The 19,447-nt window shown below is 73.5% G+C and carries 17 protein-coding genes, 2 tRNA genes and 1 pseudogene; 9 read left to right on the top strand and 11 right to left on the bottom strand.

The annotated features are described in order from the left end of the window. The first annotated feature begins 38 nt into the window (after positions 1–38). Positions 39–848: a hypothetical protein gene (locus AB0R04_RS11510; protein ID WP_363370147.1), complete on the top strand. Its 810-nt coding sequence runs from the start codon at positions 39–41 to the stop codon at positions 846–848. A 29-nt stretch (positions 849–877) separates the two neighbouring features. On the opposite strand, the gene AB0R04_RS11505 is transcribed toward AB0R04_RS11510, so the two are convergent. Further along, entirely contained in the window at positions 878–1,912 is a 1,035-nt protein-coding gene (locus tag AB0R04_RS11505) for a helix-turn-helix transcriptional regulator (protein ID WP_363370145.1), read from the bottom strand. A 323-nt stretch (positions 1,913–2,235) separates the two neighbouring features. On the opposite strand from AB0R04_RS11505, the gene AB0R04_RS11500 reads away from it, so the two are divergent. Beyond that, positions 2,236–2,385 (top strand): hypothetical protein, encoded by a 150-nt coding sequence (locus AB0R04_RS11500; protein ID WP_363370143.1) that lies wholly within the window; start codon positions 2,236–2,238, stop codon positions 2,383–2,385. Then, the gene (locus AB0R04_RS11495; protein WP_363370141.1) at positions 2,382–3,512 is read left to right on the top strand and encodes a protein-L-isoaspartate(D-aspartate) O-methyltransferase; all 1,131 of its coding nucleotides are present in this window, start codon (positions 2,382–2,384) and stop codon (positions 3,510–3,512) included. The genes AB0R04_RS11500 and AB0R04_RS11495 overlap by 4 nt, the downstream gene beginning before the upstream one ends. Positions 3,513–3,689: 177 nt before the next feature. Here AB0R04_RS11495 and AB0R04_RS11490 read toward each other — a convergent pair whose 3' ends face one another. Then, positions 3,690–3,818 (bottom strand): DUF397 domain-containing protein, encoded by a 129-nt coding sequence (locus AB0R04_RS11490; protein WP_363370139.1) that lies wholly within the window; start codon positions 3,816–3,818, stop codon positions 3,690–3,692. A gap of 52 nt (positions 3,819–3,870) precedes the next feature. Continuing rightward, positions 3,871–4,146, bottom strand: a pseudogene (locus AB0R04_RS11485) (Scr1 family TA system antitoxin-like transcriptional regulator); the annotation flags it as partial. 29 nt (positions 4,147–4,175) lie between these two features. On the opposite strand from AB0R04_RS11485, the gene AB0R04_RS11480 reads away from it, so the two are divergent. Beyond that, positions 4,176–4,406, top strand: coding sequence for a hypothetical protein (locus AB0R04_RS11480; RefSeq protein WP_363370137.1), 231 nt, complete (start codon positions 4,176–4,178; stop codon positions 4,404–4,406). A 9-nt stretch (positions 4,407–4,415) separates the two neighbouring features. Here AB0R04_RS11480 and AB0R04_RS11475 read toward each other — a convergent pair whose 3' ends face one another. Next, positions 4,416–5,222, bottom strand: coding sequence for a phosphoribosyl-dephospho-CoA transferase MdcG domain-containing protein (locus tag AB0R04_RS11475; protein WP_363370135.1), 807 nt, complete (start codon positions 5,220–5,222; stop codon positions 4,416–4,418). A 173-nt stretch (positions 5,223–5,395) separates the two neighbouring features. Between AB0R04_RS11475 and AB0R04_RS11470 the strand changes: the two genes are divergently transcribed. Then, the gene (locus AB0R04_RS11470) at positions 5,396–5,629 is read left to right on the top strand and encodes a hypothetical protein (protein ID WP_063349281.1); all 234 of its coding nucleotides are present in this window, start codon (positions 5,396–5,398) and stop codon (positions 5,627–5,629) included. A 40-nt stretch (positions 5,630–5,669) separates the two neighbouring features. Here AB0R04_RS11470 and AB0R04_RS11465 read toward each other — a convergent pair whose 3' ends face one another. Beyond that, complete coding sequence (locus AB0R04_RS11465; RefSeq protein ID WP_363370133.1) at positions 5,670–8,873, bottom strand: S41 family peptidase; 3,204 nt, start codon at positions 8,871–8,873, stop codon at positions 5,670–5,672. A 234-nt stretch (positions 8,874–9,107) separates the two neighbouring features. Between AB0R04_RS11465 and AB0R04_RS11460 the strand changes: the two genes are divergently transcribed. Together AB0R04_RS11460 and AB0R04_RS11455 are read left to right on the top strand one after the other, a co-directional pair. Continuing rightward, positions 9,108–10,817: a glycosyl hydrolase family 18 protein gene (locus AB0R04_RS11460; RefSeq protein WP_363370131.1), complete on the top strand. Its 1,710-nt coding sequence runs from the start codon at positions 9,108–9,110 to the stop codon at positions 10,815–10,817. A gap of 62 nt (positions 10,818–10,879) precedes the next feature. Next, positions 10,880–12,070: an MFS transporter gene (locus AB0R04_RS11455; protein ID WP_363370129.1), complete on the top strand. Its 1,191-nt coding sequence runs from the start codon at positions 10,880–10,882 to the stop codon at positions 12,068–12,070. Here the strand turns inward: AB0R04_RS11455 and AB0R04_RS11450 are convergent. The 4 genes from AB0R04_RS11450 to AB0R04_RS11435 all read right to left on the bottom strand — a co-directional run bounded on the left by AB0R04_RS11450 (position 12,067) and on the right by AB0R04_RS11435 (position 14,870). After that, on the bottom strand, positions 12,067–12,702 hold the full coding sequence (locus AB0R04_RS11450; protein ID WP_363370127.1) for a DJ-1/PfpI family protein: 636 nt from the start codon (positions 12,700–12,702) through the stop codon (positions 12,067–12,069). The two genes, AB0R04_RS11455 and AB0R04_RS11450, sit on opposite strands and share 4 nt — an antisense overlap. Then, a complete protein-coding gene (locus AB0R04_RS11445) occupies positions 12,702–13,673 on the bottom strand; it encodes a GlxA family transcriptional regulator (protein ID WP_363370125.1) in 972 nt (323 codons plus the stop codon). The genes AB0R04_RS11450 and AB0R04_RS11445 overlap by 1 nt, the downstream gene beginning before the upstream one ends. 141 nt (positions 13,674–13,814) lie before the next feature. Then, positions 13,815–13,888: transfer RNA gene (locus AB0R04_RS11440), tRNA-Lys, on the bottom strand. Positions 13,889–13,961: 73 nt separating this feature from the next. Further along, complete coding sequence (locus AB0R04_RS11435; protein ID WP_363370123.1) at positions 13,962–14,870, bottom strand: NADP-dependent oxidoreductase; 909 nt, start codon at positions 14,868–14,870, stop codon at positions 13,962–13,964. A 193-nt stretch (positions 14,871–15,063) separates the two neighbouring features. Here AB0R04_RS11435 and AB0R04_RS11430 point away from each other — a divergent pair, with 193 nt between their 5' ends. Both AB0R04_RS11430 and pgi read left to right on the top strand, forming a co-directional pair. After that, positions 15,064–16,647: a Na+/H+ antiporter gene (locus AB0R04_RS11430; protein WP_167745871.1), complete on the top strand. Its 1,584-nt coding sequence runs from the start codon at positions 15,064–15,066 to the stop codon at positions 16,645–16,647. Between the two features lie 175 nt (positions 16,648–16,822). Further along, entirely contained in the window at positions 16,823–18,484 is a 1,662-nt protein-coding gene (gene pgi / locus AB0R04_RS11425; RefSeq protein ID WP_363370121.1) for a glucose-6-phosphate isomerase, read from the top strand. Between the two features lie 123 nt (positions 18,485–18,607). Here pgi and AB0R04_RS11420 read toward each other — a convergent pair. Then, a tRNA-Lys gene (locus AB0R04_RS11420) sits at positions 18,608–18,681 on the bottom strand. A 68-nt stretch (positions 18,682–18,749) separates the two neighbouring features. After that, the gene (locus AB0R04_RS11415; protein ID WP_347878548.1) at positions 18,750–19,430 is read right to left on the bottom strand and encodes a bifunctional DNA primase/polymerase; all 681 of its coding nucleotides are present in this window, start codon (positions 19,428–19,430) and stop codon (positions 18,750–18,752) included. Positions 19,431–19,447: the final 17 nt, after the last annotated feature.

Here is a 19,447-nt window from a genome sequence, read left to right as displayed (position 1 = left end):
AGCGTCAGGGCCGCGCGGGGAGGATCGGGGAAACGACCATGGGAACACGTGAACAGCACGGCGCCGGTCGCGCGCCCGGGCTGCGGGCCGCACGGAGGACGTCGATCTCGGCACTGGCCGCCTTCTGCTGCGCCACCGTGCTGACCGTCGCACAGACGCCGTCGGCCAGTGCGACGAGCGAAACCAGGCCGCCCAGCCCGCCCGGCGACACGGACACCGTGGCGACGCCGTACGGCCCCCTCGGAAAGTGGATGCTGCAAATCGACTGCCAGTACCCGGACAACTGCGGAATCTCCAACTGGCTCGGCCACCCGTACAAGGGCAATACGCTGTACGAGCCGATCAACGTCATCCTCGTCGACAAGTCGTCGAGCACCCAGGACGAGGCGATCGAAAAGCTCGGCAAGGACATGAAGGCCGCCGGCTTCCCGGCACGCATCGGTCACACCAACGGCTACCACGCCCTCCTCCCCGACGCCCACGGCACCCCCACGCCCCACGGCCAGCAGCCCAGCGCCTCGGACCACGCCTTCGCCGACGCCTGGTTCTTCGCACCACTCATCGACCACGGCCGGGTCTTCGGCCCGACCCGGACCGGCGACGGCTACGTCTGGACCGCCGCACTCAGCGCCGAAAAGCCCGGCATCTACATCGACCCGGACGGCCGGCCGTCATTCACGCACGACTACGCGTCGTTCAAGGACGCGCGGAACAAACTGTGCGCGGACATGACGGCCAGTGGAGCGGGCCGCTGCGGGTTCCCGGTCGACATGAAGAACGAGTACAACGAGGGTTCCATCACCACCGGCGACCACGACGGCCGGGCCGCCGTCATCGAGCTGAGCTGACCCCCTTCGCCAGTCGCCCGTCCGGGTCCTCACCGGCGTGAACGCACCGGACGGGACGACGGCGCGCTGCGCCTGCCGCGCCGACTCGGCGGCAGGATCAGATCGGCGGGCCCCCGGTCGGCGCTGATCGCGTCCATCCACTGCCGCGCCCAGTGGGCCTGCTGATGCTCCACCGGCATGGCGGCGTAGCCCTGCGCGATCTCCCGCCGGGCCGAGGCGGTGCGGCCCAGGGCGAGCATCGCCACACCCTGGCGCAGGGCGAGCCACCCCGGCGTGTACCAGTAGGCACCCACCGGCAGGTCGGAGAAGTCGATCGTGTCGGCCAGCCGATCGGCCTCCAGCAGGAGCCGGTCGGCCTCCCGGACCTCCCCCGCGTGCGCGAGCGCCCGCGCCTGCTGGCCGGCGTCGTAGGCCCGCAGTGCCGGGTGGGCGCGGGTGTCGCGGCGGGCGGCGTCGAGCATGTTCGCCGCGGCGGCCGGGCTGCCCCAGACCAGCTCCAGCACGCCCCGGTAGCTCATGGTGCGTTCGATCCGGTCAGGTGCCCGGGACTCGTAGGCGTAGGCCACCGCGCGGTCCAGCGCCTGCTCCGCCGCCGCATACCGCCCGGCCGCGAAGTGGCACCAGCCGAGGTACGCGGTCCCCATGGCGGCCGCACCGATCGCCGGAGCCCGCAGGGCGTACGGCGCGTCCTTGGCCGCCTGGACGGCCATCTCGGCCCGCGCCGCCACCATGGGAGTCACATCCGCGGAGGAGGAGGTGTCCTCCAGCTTCCGCAACTGGACCAGCCCCGACTCCGCCTCGACGATCACCGCCCGGTCCACCAGACCCGGCCTGCGGGCCTGGAAGCCGGCCCGATCAGGATCAGCCGGAATCAGGCCGGACAGCGCGCCTCCCGCCCCCAGCGCCCCATCGATCAACCGGGCCAGCGCCGGACCCGGCATCCGGTCGCCCGACTCGAACCGACTGATGGTCGACTGGGACACGAACACCTTCGCCGCCAGCCTCGGCTGGGACATGCCCGCCCGCCGACGCAGCAGCCGCAACGTGCGCCCGAAGGACGTCAAACCCGCCTCCGCTCCTGGCCGTTCACCCGCCCACCAAGTGCCGCCGGAGCCTACCCCCCGACCGGACAACTCGCCACAGCCCCAAGCAGATCGAGGAGCCGGACGCGCCCGGCGGACTCGTAGTCCAGCGGCCAGTTGCCCGTGGCACAGGTCCACAGGGGAGGTGACTCTCTCGGGTGAATCGCCGCAATATCTCGCAAGTTCTTTGAATACAGGCGAGGTTGCTCCCTAGGCTCGTGGGTGTCGCTCAGTGGAAGCGGTACTGGGGCACCCCGGTCCTGGGGCCCGTGGCGCGGCAGCCATTCCTTGGAGAGGAGCCGGTGATGGAGTCGGTTGCACATGACGGTGGAGAGCACGGTGGTGGCGGCGGGGACGGTGGTGACGGGCACCCCGGGACGCCCTGGACGCCGCCGCCGGATCCGCCGACCCCCGACGGCACCACGCCGCCCGGCGACGGCGGGCGCCGCAAGTGACGCTCGAACCTGAGCAGAAGGGCCGCTCGGACGGGCGGCCCTTCCCCGTCGCCGCCGATTGGGTGTCGGCCTTCGAGGCCGTCCCGCGTTCCCTGTTCCTCCCAGACCTGGTGTGGGCGCACGACCTGGCCACCGGTACCAGCCGCCCCGTCGACCGTGCCGCGGACGAGCCCGGCTGGCTCCAGGCCGCCGCCGCGGACATCCCGATCGTCACGCAGTGGGACGACGGTCAGCACCAGGGCCTGGAGCCGGGCACGGTGCCGACCAGCTCCGCCTCCATGCCGTCCCTGGTCGCCTCCATGCTCGACGACCTCCAGATCGAGGCCGGGATGCGCGTGATCGAGCAGGGCACCGGCACCGGCTGGAACGCCGCGCTGCTCGGCCACCGCCTCGGCGACGCGAACGTCGTCACCGTCGAGATCGACCCGCAGATCGCCGCACGGGCTCGCACAGCCCTGGAGCGCGTCGGCCGCCGCCCCACCACGGTCTGCGGCGACGGCCGGTTCGGCTGGAAGCCCGGTGGCCCGTACGACCGGACCATCGCGACCTACGGCCTGCGCGAGGTTCCCTACGCCTGGGTCGAGCAGACCCGGCCCGGCGGCATCATCCTCGCCCCGTTCGGCACCCACTACTCCAACGCCGACGCCCTGGTCCGCCTCACCGTCGCCGGCGACGGCACCGCCACGGGCCCGTTCCTCCAGCCGGTCGAGTTCATGAAGATGCGCTCCCAGCGCCTCGTCCGCCCCGAGAGCCCGGCCAGCGGCGGCACGGTCGTCGAACACCTCACCACCGCCACCCCGCCGCCGCACGGCAAGTTCGACCCCTTCCCGCTCGCCGCCGGACTGCGCCTGCGGGACGTGACACACGCCGTCCAGCCGCGCGACGACGGATCCCGCACCCTGTGGCTGTACTCCCTCACCACCCCGGCGTGGGCCGCCGCGACCTGTCGCGACGGCGACACCGCGCACCAGGTGCGCCAGTACGGTGGCCGGCGGCTGTGGGAGGAGTTCGAGCAGGTTCTCGCCTGGTGGCAGGAGGCGGGCCGGCCCGGTGTCGACCGGCTCGGACTCACCGTCACCCCCGACGGCTGGCGCGCCTGGCTGGACGACCCGGCCCAGGTGATCTGACCCAGGCGATCTGACCTCGGCCAACGCGCCCCGGCAGGGTGTCGACACTGCTTCGGCGATTGCCCGCGCCATCGCCGACCAACGGGAGGAGGGATCCGACTCGTGAGCACGTCGGGAGGAAGTGCGGACGGGCCGGGCTGGAACCTGCCGATCTGACCCTGATGCTCGGACCGGACGTCAGACGGTGCCGAACTCGCCAATGCGGACGGCGGAAACGAAGGATTGCCAGGCCTCGGCCGGGAAGAGGAGGGTCGGGCCGTCGGTGTCCTTGCTGTCTCGGACGAGGACGGTGTCGGACGCGATCAAGTTGCCCGCGACCTCGATGCAGTTGCCTGATGCTGCCTCGGCGGACTGCCCCCGCCGCGATGGCCCGCGCGTAGTCCAACGTCTGAAGCAGCCCCGGCACGGTGCCCAGATCGAACAGCCTCAGTTCCACCGTCCTTGACTCGTGCGCGACGTACTCCGGGAAGCCTTCGAGGAGCGCCGAGGTCTTGAGGTCGAGCGCCTTGCGGGTGAAGACGCGATCCCATCCGAAGGCCTTGTCAAGTCCGCGAGCCCGGCACGATGTTGGGGGACGTCGACCGGTTCTCACGGCCGACACGTGCGTGGGTGAATAGCCGATGGCGCTCGCCAAATCCTCCTGCCGCCACCCCCGTTCCTCTCGTGAGCTGCGGAGGAGCGCGCCGGACTGCTGCGGCCCCGGTCGATCTGCTCAACGACGCCAACGCGGCCGGACGGACGTGGAACTGCCCGAACTGCGCCCGGTGGGGCGTCGCCTGGTCGGCGGGCTACTTGGCGAACCAGCCGTTCGAGGCGATGGCCGGACTCCGCATCCCGGCGGTGTCCCGCCGCAGGCCCCGGGCGGCGTCCCGGCCGCCCAACCGGCCCAACTGACATGATGGCTCAGACGAACGGGCCGCGCGGGAACCACGGGTCGCGGACCTCCCGGGGCCCGTCCGGCGTCAGCAGGGTGAGGGTGTACGGCGAGGCCGCGTACTCGGCGAGCTGGACCGAGCCGTAGCGGGTCTCCAGTTCGGCCTGCACCGGGACCGGCAGCCTGCTGAGCGCCCGCCGCAGTTGCAGCGCGTCCCGGCGGCTGATCGGGTGCGGGGTGCGCAGGACCAGTCGCAGCGGGCTCAGCGGCCCGGCGACCGGTACGCCGGTGCCCAGTTCGTAGCCGACCGCGCCGATCGGGCCCCAGGACAGCCGGTGGTCCGCGACGATCCGGCCGACCGCCGGCAGCAGGGCCAGCGCTGGGATTCCGGAGACCCGCTCGGGGTCCAGCCGCCCGCACCGCCCGGCCAGCTGCTCGGGGCGCAGTGTCCGGGCGACTGCGGCCCAGGGCGCCAGGGCGTCCAGCCGCTGCCCGGGGCGGGGGCCGCGCACGATCACCGGGATCCACTGTTCGGGCGCGGCCTCCGGGTCCCGGGTGCAGCGTTGCGGGTGCGGGACGTCCGCCGGGGTGCCGACCAGGGAGGGGGCCCGGCCGACCGTCACCCACGGGTGCACGCGCAGCACGGCCCGCGCCCAGTCCGGCAGCTCGCCGCCCGCCAGCGGGTGCAGCGAACTGGGGCACTGCATCAGCAGCAGGTCGTGGGCGCCGGGCAGTCGCCCGTCCAGTGCGGCCAGCGGCCCGACCCGCCGGCGCGGCCCGTCGTGGGGGTCCTCGGCGGTGCGCCGGGCTTGGCGGGCGGAAGGTACGACGGTCACGGTGGGCTCCAGACGGTGGCGTCAGTTCGGCCGACGGCTCCAATCTGCGCCGGGTGCCTGCCTCCGCGCCACGGCCGTTGGGCGCGTTCACCAGGGACCAAAGGCTCAACGTGCGGCTCCGGGTGCCCGGTGTGAGAGTGGGGGAAGCCCGGTATCCGTTCGGAGGAGGAGTCATGGGCATCTTCGACAGGTTCCGCCACAAGGCGCACGAGGCGACCGGGCAGGACGCCGCCGAGCGTGCCGCCATCGCCCACGACGAGGCCGCGGACGCGTACAGCCCGGAGATCGAGCGGGCCCGCGAGACCCAGGAGGCCCGCGAGTCGGAGCGGCGTGCCCGTGCCGTCCAGGAGGAGGCCGACCGGCGCGCGGCCGAGAACATGACGGCCGAGGGCGACCCCTGGGGCTGAAAAGCCCAGGAGACCCCGCCAGCCCCTCAAGCCCCGCAGGTCACCGCGCCCGCGGCGGCAGTGGCGGGCGCCGCAGGTCCGGCCGGGGGGTGTCCTCCGGCGGGGGCGCCGCGGCGGGCGCGTCCTCCAGCAGGTCCAGCGCGAGCTGGACGGCGGCGACCAGTTCGGGGTGGCGTCCGCGGGCCCAGTCGCGCGGGGTGCGCAGCACGTGCACGTCCGGTTCGACGCCGCGGTTCTCCACCGACCAGCCGAGTCCGCCTTCGAACCAGGAGGCGTTCTTGGGCACCGAGATCCGGGTGCCGTCGCCGAGGGTGTGCCGCCCGGTCATGCCGACCACCCCGCCCCAGGTCCGGTTGCCGACGACGGGGCCGAGGCCGAGCAGTTTGATCGCCGCGATGACCACGTCGCCGTCCGAGCTGGTCGCCTCGTCGGCGAGCGCCACGAGCGGGCCGCGCAGTGCGTGCCGGGGCCAGCGGACCGGCTGGCGGTCCCGGCCGAAGTCCCAGGCGAGGACGTGCCGGGTGAGTTTCTCCAGGACGAGTTCGGAGACGTTGCCGCCGGCGTTGCCGCGCACGTCCAGGACGAGTGCGGGCTTGTCCAGTTCGCGCCGCAGGTCGCGGTTGAACTGCGCCCAGCCGGAGCCGCCGAGGTCCGGGATGTGCAGGTAGCCGCACCGGCCGTCGCTGAACTCCCGGACCAGGAGGCGGCGTTTGGTTACCCAGTCCTGGTAGCGGACGGCCCGTTCGTCGGTCAGCGGGGTGACGGTGATCCGCCGTACCGGGCCGTCCGGGCTGCCGCGCAGGGCCAGTTCGACGGTGGTGCCGCCGGTGCCGGCCAGCAGTGGCAGCGGGCCGCGCACCGGGTCCACCGGGCGGCCGCCGACGGCGAGCAGTTCGTCGCCGTCCCGGACGCCCTGGGCGGCGAGCGGGGCGCGGGCGCGCGGGTCGGAGGTCTCGCCGGGCAGCACCCGTTCGACCAGCCAGCGCCCGTCGGGGGAGCGGTGTGCGTTGGCGCCGAGCAGGCCGAGCGGTTGCTGGCCGAGCGAGGGCCCTTCGGCGCGCCGGGACGGGGTGACGTAGGCGTGCGAGGTGCCGAGTTCGCCGAGGAGTTCGCGCAGCAGGTCGGCGAAGTCGTCGGGTGAGCAGACCCGCTCCAGCAGCGGTTCGTACTGGGCGGTCAGGGCGGGCCAGTCCAGGCCGGACATCCGCTCGTCCCAGAACTGGTCCCGGACGATCCGGGAGGCCTCGTGGTAGGCCTGGCGCCATTCGGCGGCGGGGTGCACGGTGTGGGTGATCCGCCGCAGGTCGACGGTGCTGCCGGCGCCGCCGGTGACCGGGACGATCCGCAGGGTCCCGGCCGAGTAGACCGCGATGGAGCCGCCGTCCCCGGAGACGGCGTAGCCGTCCAGCTTGTCGACCAGGGTGGTGCGGGTGCCCCGGGCGAGGTCGAAGTACTCCAGCGAGGGGCGGCCGGAGGTGTCGTCGGGGCTGGCGAAGGTCTGTCCGAGGGTGCCGGAGATCGGCCAGCGCAGCCAGACCAGGCCGCCGCGCACCGCGTCGGTGGCCGAGTACTTGGAGGCGATCACCGGGAACTGGAGCAGCCGCTCGCCGATGCCCTGCGGGTCGACGCGGACGGTGCCGTCGCCGCCGCCGTCGCCGCGCGGGGCGCCGTCCTCGGCGGGCGCGGCGAACGGGGACGGCGTGTCGGCGGTGAGCGGGACGAGGTAGGGGCGGCAGCCGAGCGGGAAGGAGAGGTCGCCGGTGTGCACGTCGTGGACGGGGTCGAAGCCGCGCCAGGACAGGAAGGCCAGGTAGCGGCCGTCCCGGGTGAACACCGGCTGCTCGTCCTCGAAGCGGCCGTCGGTGACTTCGGTGACCGGCCCGGGCGCTTCGGTGCGGGTGAGCCGGATCCGGCGCAGCGAGCGCCCGGCCACCGGCTGGGACCACGAGATCCAGTGCGAGTCGGGGGAGAAGCGGGCGCTGGAGACCGGCCCGTAGCCGGAGGCGGCGAGTTCGCGGACGGCGCCGTCGTCGGCGGCGACCAGCAGCAGCCGCCCGTCGGAGGCGGCGACGGCGAGGTGGGCGCCGTCGGGGGAGGCGGTGAGTTCCAGGACGCGGCCGATCCGGTCGGCGGCGAGCACCCGGTGGCGGTGCTTCTCGGTCTCCTCGTGCCCCGGCAGCGGCATCACCTCGATCGCGTCGGCGCCTTCGGCGTCGGTGATCCAGGCGGCCTCGCCGGTGTGTCCGAGGATCACCGGCAGCCGGGTCCGCACCCCGGGGGTGTCGGCGAGCGCGCGGGCCGGGCCGTCCTTGTGGGTGAGCCAGTACTGGCTGCCGCGCACGGTGATCACCCCGGCCCGGCCGCTCTGGTCGCAGGCCAGGTCCTTGACCTGGGCGGCGGCGCCGACCTGGTACGGGCGGCGGCCGGCCCGGGCGCCGCCGAGCGGGACGGCGAGCCGGCGCGGGGCGGGGGCGTCCAGGCCGTCCAGCAGCCAGAGGTCGCCGGCGTGCTGGTAGACGATCCGGGTGCCGTCGGTGGCGGCCTCGCGGGCGTAGTAGGAGGCGTGGTCGGTGTGCCGGCGCAGGTCGGTGCCGTCGGGGCGGCAGGAGTAGACGTTGCCGATGCCCTCGTGGTCGGAGAGGAAGGCGATCCGCCCGGCGACGGGCATGGGGGAGGCGAGGTGGCCGGGGTGGTCGGCGAGGATCTGTTCGCCGTCCGCCCAGAGCCGGCCGGTGGCGCCGCCCCGGTAGCGCTTCCAGGCGGCGGGTTCGTGCGGGGCGGCGCCGGTGAGCAGCACGGTGCGTTCGCGGCTCATCTGGGCGTCGCCGACCGGGCCCCAGGGCATCCGGTGGCCGGGGGAGCCGTCGGGCGGCAGGGCGTGTGCCCAGGTGTAGTGGCCGAACGGCTCGTGGTAGGAGGTGACGGCCAGTACTTCGCCGTCCGGCAGCCAGCCGCGCACCCGGGTGTCCTGGCTGCCCCAGTGGCTGAGCCGTTCGGCCTCGCCGCCCTCGACGGGGGCGGTCCACACCTCGGGGGTCAGGTTCAGCCAGCTGGTCCAGGCGAGGGTGCGGCCGTCGGGGGAGAAGCGGGGGTGGCTGACCCGGGTGCGGTCGCAGCTGACCCGCCAGGCCCGGCCGGTGGCGCCGTCGGCGTCCAGCGGGGCGATCCAGACGTCGTCCTCGGCGGTGAAGGCGAGCAGTCCGCCGTGCAGGTGGGGGTAGCGGAGGTAGCCGGGCGGGGTCACCCCTCCATCCTTCGACGGGGTGTCACCCCCGGCAACCGGGGCGGCCCGTCGGGGCTGCCGGGCGGCCCGGTGCGTAGGCCGCGGACCGGTCTGGACCATTGACACCACAGTGTCGAATCCACTTCAGTGGTCTAGTCCAACTTGGGTGCCAGGCCGGGCCGTTCCCCCCACTGGCGCGTGCTCCGGCGTGCCCTCGGACGTCCCCCACGACCGCGCCATCGCAGGAGCCCCCGCATGCGCAGAACCACACCCGCACCCGCACCCGCACCCGCCCCCGTCCGCCGGAAGCAGTCCCGCACCCTGCTCGCCGCCGGCACCGCCTCCGCCGTCGCCGCGGCCACCCTGGTCGGCGTCACCCTGGGCCTGGCGCCCGCCGCCTCGGCCGGCGAGTTCCTGGTCAACGGCGGCTTCGAATCCGGCTCGCTCGGCCCCTGGAGCTGCACCGGCAACTCCGGCAGCGTCGTCACCAGCCCGGTGCACGGCGGCGGCTACGCCCTCGCCGCCGCGGCCACCGCGGGCGACACCGCCCAGTGCGGCCAGACCGTCACCGTCGCCCCCAGCACCACCTACACGCTCAGCGCGTACGTCAACGGCTCGTACGTCTACCTGGGCGTCGACGGGGGCGGCCCCAGCACCTGGACCCCCGGCACCGGCGGCGGCTACCAGAAGCTCAGCGTCAGCTTCACCACCGGCGCCACCCAGACCAGCGCCACCGTCTACACCCACGGCTGGTACGGCCAGGGGACCTACTACGCGGACGACGTCTCACTGGACGGGCCGGGCGCCCCCAGCCCGACGCCGACGCCCACCGGCACCCCGACCGCGACGAGCAGCCCCACCGGCACGCCCACGGGTACGCCCACCGGCACTCCGACCGGGACGCCGACGGGAACCCCCACCGGCACCCCGACCACCCCGCCGCCGCCCGGCAGTCATGCCCTGGTCGGCTACCTGCACGCCAGCTTCGCCAACGGCGCCGGCTACACCCGGATGGCCGACGTCCCGAGCTCCTGGGACTTCATCGACCTCTCCTTCGGCGAGCCCACCTCCGTCACCTCCGGCGACATCCGGTTCAACCGCTGCTCCGTCGCCGACTGCCCGACCGTGGAGTCCGACGCCGACTTCAAGGCCGCCATCGCCGCCAAGCGGGCCCAGGGCAAGAAGGTGCTGATCTCGATCGGCGGCCAGAACGGTCAGGTCCAGCTGACCACCACCGCCGCCCGCGACACCTTCGTCAGCTCGGTCTCGGCGATCATCGACAAGTGGGGCCTGGACGGCCTGGACATCGACTTCGAGGGGCACTCGCTCTCCCTCAACACCGGTGACAACGACTTCAAGAACCCGACCAGCCCGGTCATCGTCAACCTGATCTCCGCGCTGAAGACCCTCAAGGCCAAGTACGGCCCGGGCTTCGTGCTGACCATGGCGCCGGAGACCTTCTTCGTCCAACTCGGCTACCAGTACTACGGTTCCGGCCCCTGGGGCGGCCAGGACCCGCGCGCCGGGGCGTACCTGCCGGTCATCTACGCGCTGCGCGACGACCTCACCCTGCTGCACGTCCAGGACTACAACTCCGGTTCCATCATGGGCCTGGACAACCAGTACCACTCGATGGGCGGCGCCGACTTCCACGTCGCGATGACCGACCTGCTGCTCAACGGCTTCCCGGTGGCGGGCAACACGAACAACATGTTCCCGCCGCTGCCCGCCTCCAAGGTGGCCATCGGCATGCCGGCCACCACCAACGCCGGCAACGGCTACGTCGCCCCGGCCGAGGTGAACAAGGCCCTGGACTGCCTCACCAGGCTGGCCAACTGCGGTTCGTACGTGCCGCGTTCGGGCGCCCAGCCGAACCTGCGCGGGCTGATGACCTGGTCCGTCAACTGGGACCAGTTCGGCGGCCGGGAGTTCTCCAAGAACTTCGACGGCTACTTCCGCCGCTGAGGTGACGCCGGTGGGAACCGTGCTTGAACCTGACACCGGTGTGAGGATCGAGCATGGTTCCCATGGCGACCACACAGCTCCCGACTCCCGCAATCCGCAACGGTTTCCCGCTGCCCGCCCTGCTCGCCCTGGCCACCGCCGTCTTCGTCACCGCGCTCACCGAGACCCTGCCCGCCGGCGTGCTGCCCGGGATGAGCGGGGCCCTCGGCGTCAGCGAGTCGGCCGCCGGGCAGACCGTCACCGTCTACGCGCTCGGGACCGCCGCCACCGCGATCCCGCTCACCGCGGCCACCGCCGGCTGGGGCCGCAAGCGGCTGCTGCTCACCGCGATGGCCGGCTTCGCCGCCGCCAACACCGTCACCGCGGCCTCCACGAACTACCCGCTCACCCTGGCCGCCCGCTTCCTCGCGGGCGTCGCGGCCGGCCTCGCCTGGGCGCTGCTGGCCGGGTACGCGCGCCGGCTGGTGCCGGTCGAACAGCAGGGCCGGGCCATGGCCGTGGCGATGGCGGGCGTGCCGGTGGCACTGTCGCTGGGAGTGCCGGTCGGCACCTTCCTCGGCCAGGCGCTCGCCTGGTGGGTGCCCTTCCTGGCCATGACGGCACTGGCGCTCGGCGTGATCGGCTGGATCGCGGCCCTGCTGCCGGACCAGCCCGGACAACCCGCCGGTGAGCGCGCCCCGGTGCGGAGCGCGCTCACCGTGCCCGGGGTGGCGCCGGTGCTCACCGTGACGGTGCTCTTCGTGCTCGCCCACACCATCCTGTTCACCTACATCGCGCCCTTCCTCGACCGGACCGGCCTCGGCGACGCGACCGACACCGTGCTGCTGGTCTTCGGCCTGGCCTCGCTGGCGAGCATCTGGTTCACCGGTGCCCACATCCACCGCCGGCTACGGCAGTTGACGATCGGCGGCGCGCTGCTGGTCGCCCTGACCGCGGGCCTGCTCGGCCTCTGGTCGCACAGCGCACCGCTGGTGTACGCCGCCGCCGCGCTCTGGGGCCTGGGCTGGGGCGGTGCCCCGACCCTGCTGCAGACCGCCGTCGGCGACGCGGGCGGCGAGCGGGCGGACGCCGCCCAGGCGGTGCTGGTCACCCTGTGGAACGCCGCGATGGCGGGCGGCGGCGTGGTCGGCGGCCTGGTGCTGGGCCGCCTGGGCACCGGCGCGCTGCCCTGGACGGTGCTCGCCCTGATGCTGCCCGTCCTGGCAGTGGTCACCGGCGCCCGCCAACACGGCTTCCCGGCTGACCGCGGTTAGCGCAGCTGCAGCCCGTTGGCCAGCAGTTCGGCGACCAGCTCGGGCCGGGCCGTCGCGATCGAGCCCGCCGAGTACGGCGGCTGCGGGTCGTACTCGATGACCAGCTGGATCGCCTCCGCGGTCGCGTCCCCGGCCATCAGGCCGGTCAGCGTCAGCGCGAGGTCGATCCCGGCCGAGACCCCGGCCGCGGTCGCGTACTTGCCGTCGACCACGACCCGCTCCGTCCCGGTCGGCTCCGCCCCGAACTTCTTCAGCGCGTCGAGGCAGCACCAGTGCGAGGTGGCCCGGCGCCCCGCCAGCAACCCGGCGGCGCCCAGCAGCAGGGAGCCCGAGCAGACCGAGGTGGTCCAGGTGGTGGTGGCGTCCACCGCGCGCACCCACTCCAGCACGGCCTGGTCGGCCAGCCGGGCCTCCGTCCCGGGCCCGCCCGGGACGAGCAGCACGTCGGCCGCGTCCACCTCGTCCAGGGCGGCCTCCGCGGTCAGCGACAGGGTCTTCATGTCGGTGCGGACGGGGCCGCGCTTCGCGGCGGTGAACACCACCTCGGCGCCGGGGATGCGGGACAGCACCTCGCAGGGGCCGACGGCGTCCAGGGCGGTGAACTCGTCGTAGAGCAGAACGGCGATGCGCATCAGTGTCCTCCAACAGGATCGGGTCGGAAGCGGCGTCGGTACTCGGCGGGCGGGGCGGCCAGGGACCGGACGAAGGCGCGCCGCATCGCCTCCGGGGTGCCGTAGCCGCAGGAGCGTGCGATCTCCTCGATGCCGTCGGCGGTGTCCTCCAGCAGCCGCCGGGCGGCCTCCAGCCGGACCCCGTCCACGTACCGGCCCGGGGTCACCCCCACCTCGGTGGCGAAGGCCCGGGCGAAGTGCCGCGGTGACAGCGCCGACCGGCGGGCCAGCGCCTCGACGGACAGGTCGGCCTCCGGGTGCTCGGCGATCCACCGCTGCACCTCGCGCAGCGGCTGCCGGGCCGCGACCTGGGCGGCCAGCTGGGTGCTGAACTGGGCCTGGTTGCCCGGCCGGCGCAGGAAGACCACCAGGTGGCGGGCGATCAGCAGGGCGGCGTCGCGTCCCAGGTCCTCCTCGACCAGGGCCAGCGCCAGGTCGATCCCGGCGGTGACCCCGGCCGAGGTGGCGACGTTCCCGTCCCGGACGTGGATCGGGTCCGGGTCCACCTCGACGTCCGGGAACCGCCGGGCCAGCGCCTCGCAGTACGCCCAGTGCGTGGTCGCCCGGCGCCCGGCCAGCAGCCCGGCCTCGGCGAGTAGGAAAGCCCCGGTGCACACCGACACCACCCGCTCGGCCCGGCCGGCCAGCTCCCGGATCCGTGCGACCAGCGCACCGTCCGGGAGATCGCTGCCCAGCCCGCCGGGGACCAGCAGGGTGTGCACCGGCCCGACCTCGGCCAGGTCCGCGTCCGGCAGCAGCCGCAGTCCGCTGTGGCTGCGCACCGGCCCGCCGCCCGGGGAGGCGGTGGTCACCCGGTACGCCCCCGGCTGCCCGGCGGCCGCGCCCGCCCCCGTGAAGACCTCCACGGGACCGGTCACGTCGAGGCTCTGCACGCCCTCGTAGAGGACGACGACCACGCTGCGCGCTCTCATGCGACCAGCCTGTCACCGGGCCGCAGTGGCAGCAATGACCCGTTTCCCACCTTTCCTGCCACCCGTCGGTGGGGGCGCCGGCGGGGAGCGCGGAAACGCCGGAAGGCCCCTCGCTCTCGCGAAGGGCCTTCCGGTTGTCTGTGCGCCGCCAGGGACTCGAACCCCGGACCCGCTGATTAAGAGTCAGCTGCTCTAACCAACTGAGCTAGCGGCGCCTGCTGACGCGGAGAACATTACCTGGTCAGCAGCCGAAACACACAATCGGCCCGGGCGGCTGGGTGCGCAGCGTCACGGCACCAGGACCACCTTGCCCCGGACGTGCCCGGTGCCGACCAGCCGGTGGGCCTCGGCGGCCCGCTCCAGCGGCAGCGCCTCGGCGATCTCCAGCCGCAGCCCGCCCGCCTCCCACAGTCGCACCAGCTCGGTCAGCCGCGCGGCCGTGCGCGGCCCCCGCAGCCCCCGGACGCCCAGCCGCTCGGCCTCCGGGTAGTCGACCACGGTGCCGATCCGGCTCCGGTCGGAGACCAGCTCGACGGAGGCCGCCAGCGCGCCCCGCCCGGCGGCGTCGAAGGCGGCGTCCACGCCCTGCGGCGCCACCGCCCGGACCCGCTCGACCAGCCCCTCGCCGTACGAGACCGGGATCGCGCCCAGGTCGCGCAGGTAGTCGTGGTTGCGCTCGCTCGCGGTGCCGATCACGGTGGCGCCCCAGGCCCGGGCGAGCTGGACGGCGACGGTGCCGACCCCGCCGGAGGCGCCGTGCACCAGCACGGTGTCGCCTGGGCCGACCGCGAGCAGGGTGAGCGCCAGGTGCGCGGTCTGGCCGGAGGCGGAGAGCGAGCCGGCCTGCTCCCAGGGCATGCCGGCGGGCTTGGCCACCAGTTGGGCGGCGTCCACCGTGACGAGCTCGGCCTGGCTGTCCAGGAAGCGGAAGCCCAGCACCTCGTCGCCGACCTGCCAGCCGGAGCCGTCCGGTCCGAGCCGGTCCACCACTCCGGCGAACTCGTTGCCGAGGACGAACGGCGGCTCGACGACGGCCCCCGGCGGGCGGAAGCCCTCCCGGATCGCGAGGTCGACCGGCTGCACCCCGGCGGCGAAGACCCGCACCCGCACCTCGCCCGGCCCGAGTTCCGGGTCGGGCACCTCGGTGACCCGCAGGACCTCCGGACCGCCGGACCCCGTGACGGTGACCGCCTTCATGTCTGCTCCCGCCCTCTCGAATGTTCGACATTCGACTGCTTGACTGTTCGACCGCCCCCGATCCTCGGACCTGAAGTCCGCTTGAGGTCAAGCCGCTGTTCGGCCCGCTGTTCGGCGCGTCTTCGCCGATGGGCGCATTGTCAGATTTATCCTGGGCGGCGCTCAGCCGTCCGTTGTCGAGAGGAACGTTTCCGTGGGCCAGCTGCCCCTGTTCTTCCTGGTGCTGCTCGCCTCCGTGGTGACCATGCCGCTCGCACGCAAGACCGGAGTCCCGCAACCGGTCCTGATGACCCTGCTCGGCATCGTCATGGCGCTCGTCCCGCAGATCCCGGACGTCACCATCGAACCCGAGCTGATCCTCCCGCTGGTGCTGCCGCCGCTGATCTTCGCGGTCGCCCGGCGCTCCTCGGTGCGCTACTTCAAGGCCAACGTCCGCTCGATCCTGCTGCTGGCCGTCGCCCTGGTGGTGGTCACCACGGCCGCGGTGGCCGGGGCGGTGCACTGGCTGCTGCCCGCCCTGCCGGTCGCCGCCGCGATCGCGGTCGGCGCGCTGGTCTCCCCGCCCGACCCGGTGGCCGCCGTCGCGGTGGCCGGCAGCGTCGGCCTGCCCCGGCGCCTGGTGTCGATCCTGGAGAGCGAGGGCCTGTTCAACGACGTCACCGCGATCGTCGTCTACTCGCTGGCCATCGAGGCCGTGGTCAGCGGCGACTTCTCGGTCGGCCACGCGGTGCTGCGCTTCATCCTGTCCGCGGTGCTCGCCGTGGTCGTCGGCATCGCCCTCGGCTGGGTCAACACCAAACTCGCCGAGCGCCTGGACGACCCGACCCAGCAGGTCGCGCTCAACCTGCTGGTGCCCTTCGCCGCCTACGCCATCGCCGAGGAGATCCACGGCTCCGGCGTGCTCGCCGTCGTGGTCTGCGCGCTCTACCTCGCCGAGCGGGCCTCCGACGCCGACGCCGTCTCCTTCCGGCTGGTCGGCAACGCCTTCTGGGAGGTCGTCGAGATCCTGATCACCGGCGTCGCCTTCGGCCTGATCGGCCTGGAGCTGGCCACCGTGCTCAAGGAGGCCGGCCGCGGCTGGACCGGTTTCATCGGCGACGCCGCCGTGGTCATCGGCGTGGTCGTGGTGGTCCGGCTGCTCTGGCTGCTGCCGGCCGGCTGGCTGTCGAAGAAGCTGCGCAGCGGCGACGACGAGGACACCCCGTTCAGCTGGAAGGAGAGCGTGATTCTCTGGTGGTCCGGCATGCGCGGCGTGGCCACCGTCGCCCTGGCCCTCGCCATCCCGCTCACCCTGCACTCCGGCGAGGAGTTCCCCGAGCGCGGCCGCCTGGTCTTCATCGCCTTCAGCGTGGTGTTGTTCACCCTGCTGGTGCAGGGCCTCACCCTGCCCTGGCTGGCCAAGCGGTTCGAACTGGACATCGACCAGGACAAGCACGAGCAGGCCGTGCGCCAGCTCTGGTGGCGGGCCGCCAAGGCGGGGCTCAGGCGGCTGGGCGAACTGGAGGAGCAGGACCGGCTGCCCGCCGAGGTCGCCGACCGCCTGCGGGACCGTCAGCACGACCGGCTGGCCCGGCTCTGCCCGGAGAACTACGCCGAGGAGGAGGCCGCCGAGGCCAAGCTGCGGCTCAGCCAGTGGCGGGCCGCCCGGGAGGTCGAACAGGAGATGATCGCCGCCTCACGGCGCGAGATGCTCGCCGCCCGCAGCGAACTCGGCGCTGACCCGGAGCTGGTCGACCAGGTGCTGCGGGGGCTGGACCTGCGCTCGGAACGCAAGTGACGGCCTGTCCGGCCCCGCCGGGCGGAATGTGCGCGACCGGCTCCGCGGTTGCATAGGCTGAGCCCGGGCAGGCCGTCAACGGAGTCGGCGCACCACCAGTACCCGCACGACCTCGCGAGACCCTCACCGCCTGGCCCTGCCGGTTTCCGCACCCAGATGAATCGAGGAACCACCGATGTCGGAGACCCGTGCCGACGCCCGCACCCCGCTCGACCGCACTCCGCAGTGGGCCGCCCTCGGCAAGCACCGGGCCGCGCTGGGCGAGACGCACCTGCGCGAGCTGTTCGCCGCCGACCCGGAGCGCGGCCGCCGCTACACCCTCCAGGTCGGCGACCTGCACGTGGACTACGCCAAGCACCTGGTCACCGACGAGACGCTGGAGCTGCTGCGCGAACTCGCCGCGGCCACCGGCGTCGCCGAGCTGCGGGACGCGATGTTCCGCGGCGAGAAGATCAACAACACCGAGCACCGCGCCGTCCTGCACACCGCGCTGCGCGCCCCGCGCGGTGCCGTGATCGAGGTCGACGGCGAGAACGTGGTGCCCGCCGTGCACGCCGTCCTCGACAAGATGGCCGGCTTCGCCGAGCGGGTCCGCGGCGGCGAGTGGCGCGGCCACACCGGCAAGCCGATCCGCACCGTCGTCAACATCGGCATCGGCGGCTCCGACCTCGGCCCCGCGATGGCCTACGAGGTGCTCCGCTCGTTCGCCAAGCGCGACCTCGACGTCCGCTTCGTCTCCAACGTGGACGGCGCCGACCTGCACGAGGCGGTCCGCGACCTCGACCCGGCCGAGACGCTGTTCATCGTCGCCTCGAAGACCTTCACCACCATCGAGACCATCACCAACGCGGTCTCGGCCCGCGACTGGCTGCTCACCGGGCTGGGCGCCGGCACCGAGGCGGTGGCCAAGCACTTCGTCGCGCTGTCCACCAACGCCGAGGGCGTGCGGGACTTCGGCATCGACACCGACAACATGTTCGAGTTCTGGGACTGGGTCGGTGGCCGCTACTCCTTCGACTCGGCGATCGGCCTCTCGCTGATGATCGCCATCGGCCCGGACGCCTTCCGCGAGATGCTGGACGGCTTCCACCTGGTCGACGAGCACTTCCGCACCGCGCCGCCGGAGCAGAACGTCCCGCTGCTGCTCGGCCTGCTCGGCGTCTGGTACGGCGCGTTCTTCGACGCCCAGGCGCACGCCGTGCTGCCCTACTCGCACTACCTGTCGAAGTTCACCGCCTACCTCCAGCAGCTGGACATGGAGTCCAACGGCAAGTCGGTGACCCGCGACGGCTCGCCGGTGACCTGGCAGACCGGCCCGGTGGTCTGGGGCACCCCCGGCACCAACGGCCAGCACGCCTACTACCAGCTGCTGCACCAGGGCACCAAGCTGATCCCGGCCGACTTCATCGGCTTCGCCAAGCCGGTCGCCGACCTGCTCCCGGGCCTGGTCGCCCAGCACGACCTGCTGCTGGCCAACTTCTTCGCCCAGACCCAGGCGCTGGCCTTCGGCAAGACCCCGGAGGAGGTGGCGGCCGAGGGCGTGCCCGCCGAACTCGTCCCGCACAAGACCTTCCAGGGCAACCACCCGACCAGCACCATCCTGGCCGCCGAGCTGACCCCCTCGGTGCTCGGCCAGCTGGTCGCGCTCTACGAGCACAAGGTCTTCGTCCAGGGCGCGATCTGGAACATCGACTCCTTCGACCAGTGGGGCGTCGAGCTGGGCAAGGTGCTCGCCAGGCGGATCGAGCCGGTGCTGCTGACCGGCGAGGGCGCGGAGCAGCTGGACAGTTCCACCGCCGAGCTGGTCGCCCGCTACCGCGCGCTGCGCGGCCGCTGAGCCCCGGTCGGGCCGTCCGCTCCGGCGGGCGGCCCGGTCCTGTTTCCTTGCTCGCCGGCTCGCGGTTCGCGCGGGAAACGTCGAGAGGCCCCTTGCTTTCGCAAGGGGCCTCTCGACTGTCTGTGCGCCGCCAGGGACTCGAACCCCGGACCCGCTGATTAAGAGTCAGCTGCTCTAACCAACTGAGCTAGCGGCGCCTGCTGACAGAGAAGACTTTAGCAGCGCCCGGGGTCCGCGCCAAAATCGAATACCGGCCGTCCGCCGTTCACCCCCCGGTCACGGCCGCCGCGCCGGCCGGCACGGCCGCGGCCGGCTCCCGGGCCGCCCGCACGCACGCCCACAGCACCACCGAGGCGCCCGGCAGCCACGGCTCCCGGTCCTCCGGGGCGACGATCCACCGGCCGGAGCCCAGCCCGGGGGAGTCCGGGCCGTTCACCATCCGCTGCACCGGCGGCACGGTCACCGCGTCGCCCTTGCCGTGGCACAGCAGGGGCGGCACGTCCCGGGCCCACTCCTCCCAGGCCAGCAGCCGGCGCAGCCGGGGCCCCGCACCGGGCTGGACGAACAGCAGTGTCCGCCCCCGGTAGGAGGCGACCGGCCCGCAGCCGGGCCCGGAGGCCCACAGCTCGTCCAGCACCCGGCGGCCGAACAGCGACGGCATGCTGATCACGTCGAAGGCGCGCCCGCAGGGCAGCACCGAGGGCGCCCACGGCCGGGCCTCCCAGAGGGCGCGCATGCTGCGCGGGTACTCGCTGGCGGAGGCGAGCCAGGCCTCGCCGGCCACGGTGACGTACTCCACCGACTGATACGTCCAGATGTCCACGGACAGCAGCCTGTGCCGTCCGGGGGCCGGACGGGAGGGAAAGCACGGTTTGCCGGACAGGACGACGGGGAACGGCGTACCCTTCCCCGCTCGCGCATATGCCAGCGGCCGATGCCGGGGCACCGGAGCGCCGGGTGCCT

Source organism: Kitasatospora sp. NPDC056731, assembly GCF_040687675.1.
Lineage (GTDB): Bacteria > Actinomycetota > Actinomycetes > Streptomycetales > Streptomycetaceae > Kitasatospora.
This window is presented reverse-complemented; position numbering and strand designations above follow the sequence as displayed.

Coding starts and splice junctions, on each gene's coding strand:
- AB0R04_RS11510 (WP_363370147.1), top strand. CDS start 39: ATGGGAACACGTGAACAGCACGGCGCCGGTCGCGCGCCCGGGCTGCGG.
- AB0R04_RS11500 (WP_363370143.1), top strand. CDS start 2,236: ATGGAGTCGGTTGCACATGACGGTGGAGAGCACGGTGGTGGCGGCGGG.
- AB0R04_RS11470 (WP_063349281.1), top strand. CDS start 5,396: ATGGGCATCTTCGACAGGTTCCGCCACAAGGCGCACGAGGCGACCGGG.
- AB0R04_RS11460 (WP_363370131.1), top strand. CDS start 9,108: ATGCGCAGAACCACACCCGCACCCGCACCCGCACCCGCCCCCGTCCGC.
- AB0R04_RS11455 (WP_363370129.1), top strand. CDS start 10,880: ATGGCGACCACACAGCTCCCGACTCCCGCAATCCGCAACGGTTTCCCG.
- AB0R04_RS11450 (WP_363370127.1), bottom strand. CDS start 12,702: ATGCGCATCGCCGTTCTGCTCTACGACGAGTTCACCGCCCTGGACGCC.
- AB0R04_RS11445 (WP_363370125.1), bottom strand. CDS start 13,673: ATGAGAGCGCGCAGCGTGGTCGTCGTCCTCTACGAGGGCGTGCAGAGC.
- AB0R04_RS11435 (WP_363370123.1), bottom strand. CDS start 14,870: ATGAAGGCGGTCACCGTCACGGGGTCCGGCGGTCCGGAGGTCCTGCGG.
- pgi (WP_363370121.1), top strand. CDS start 16,823: ATGTCGGAGACCCGTGCCGACGCCCGCACCCCGCTCGACCGCACTCCG.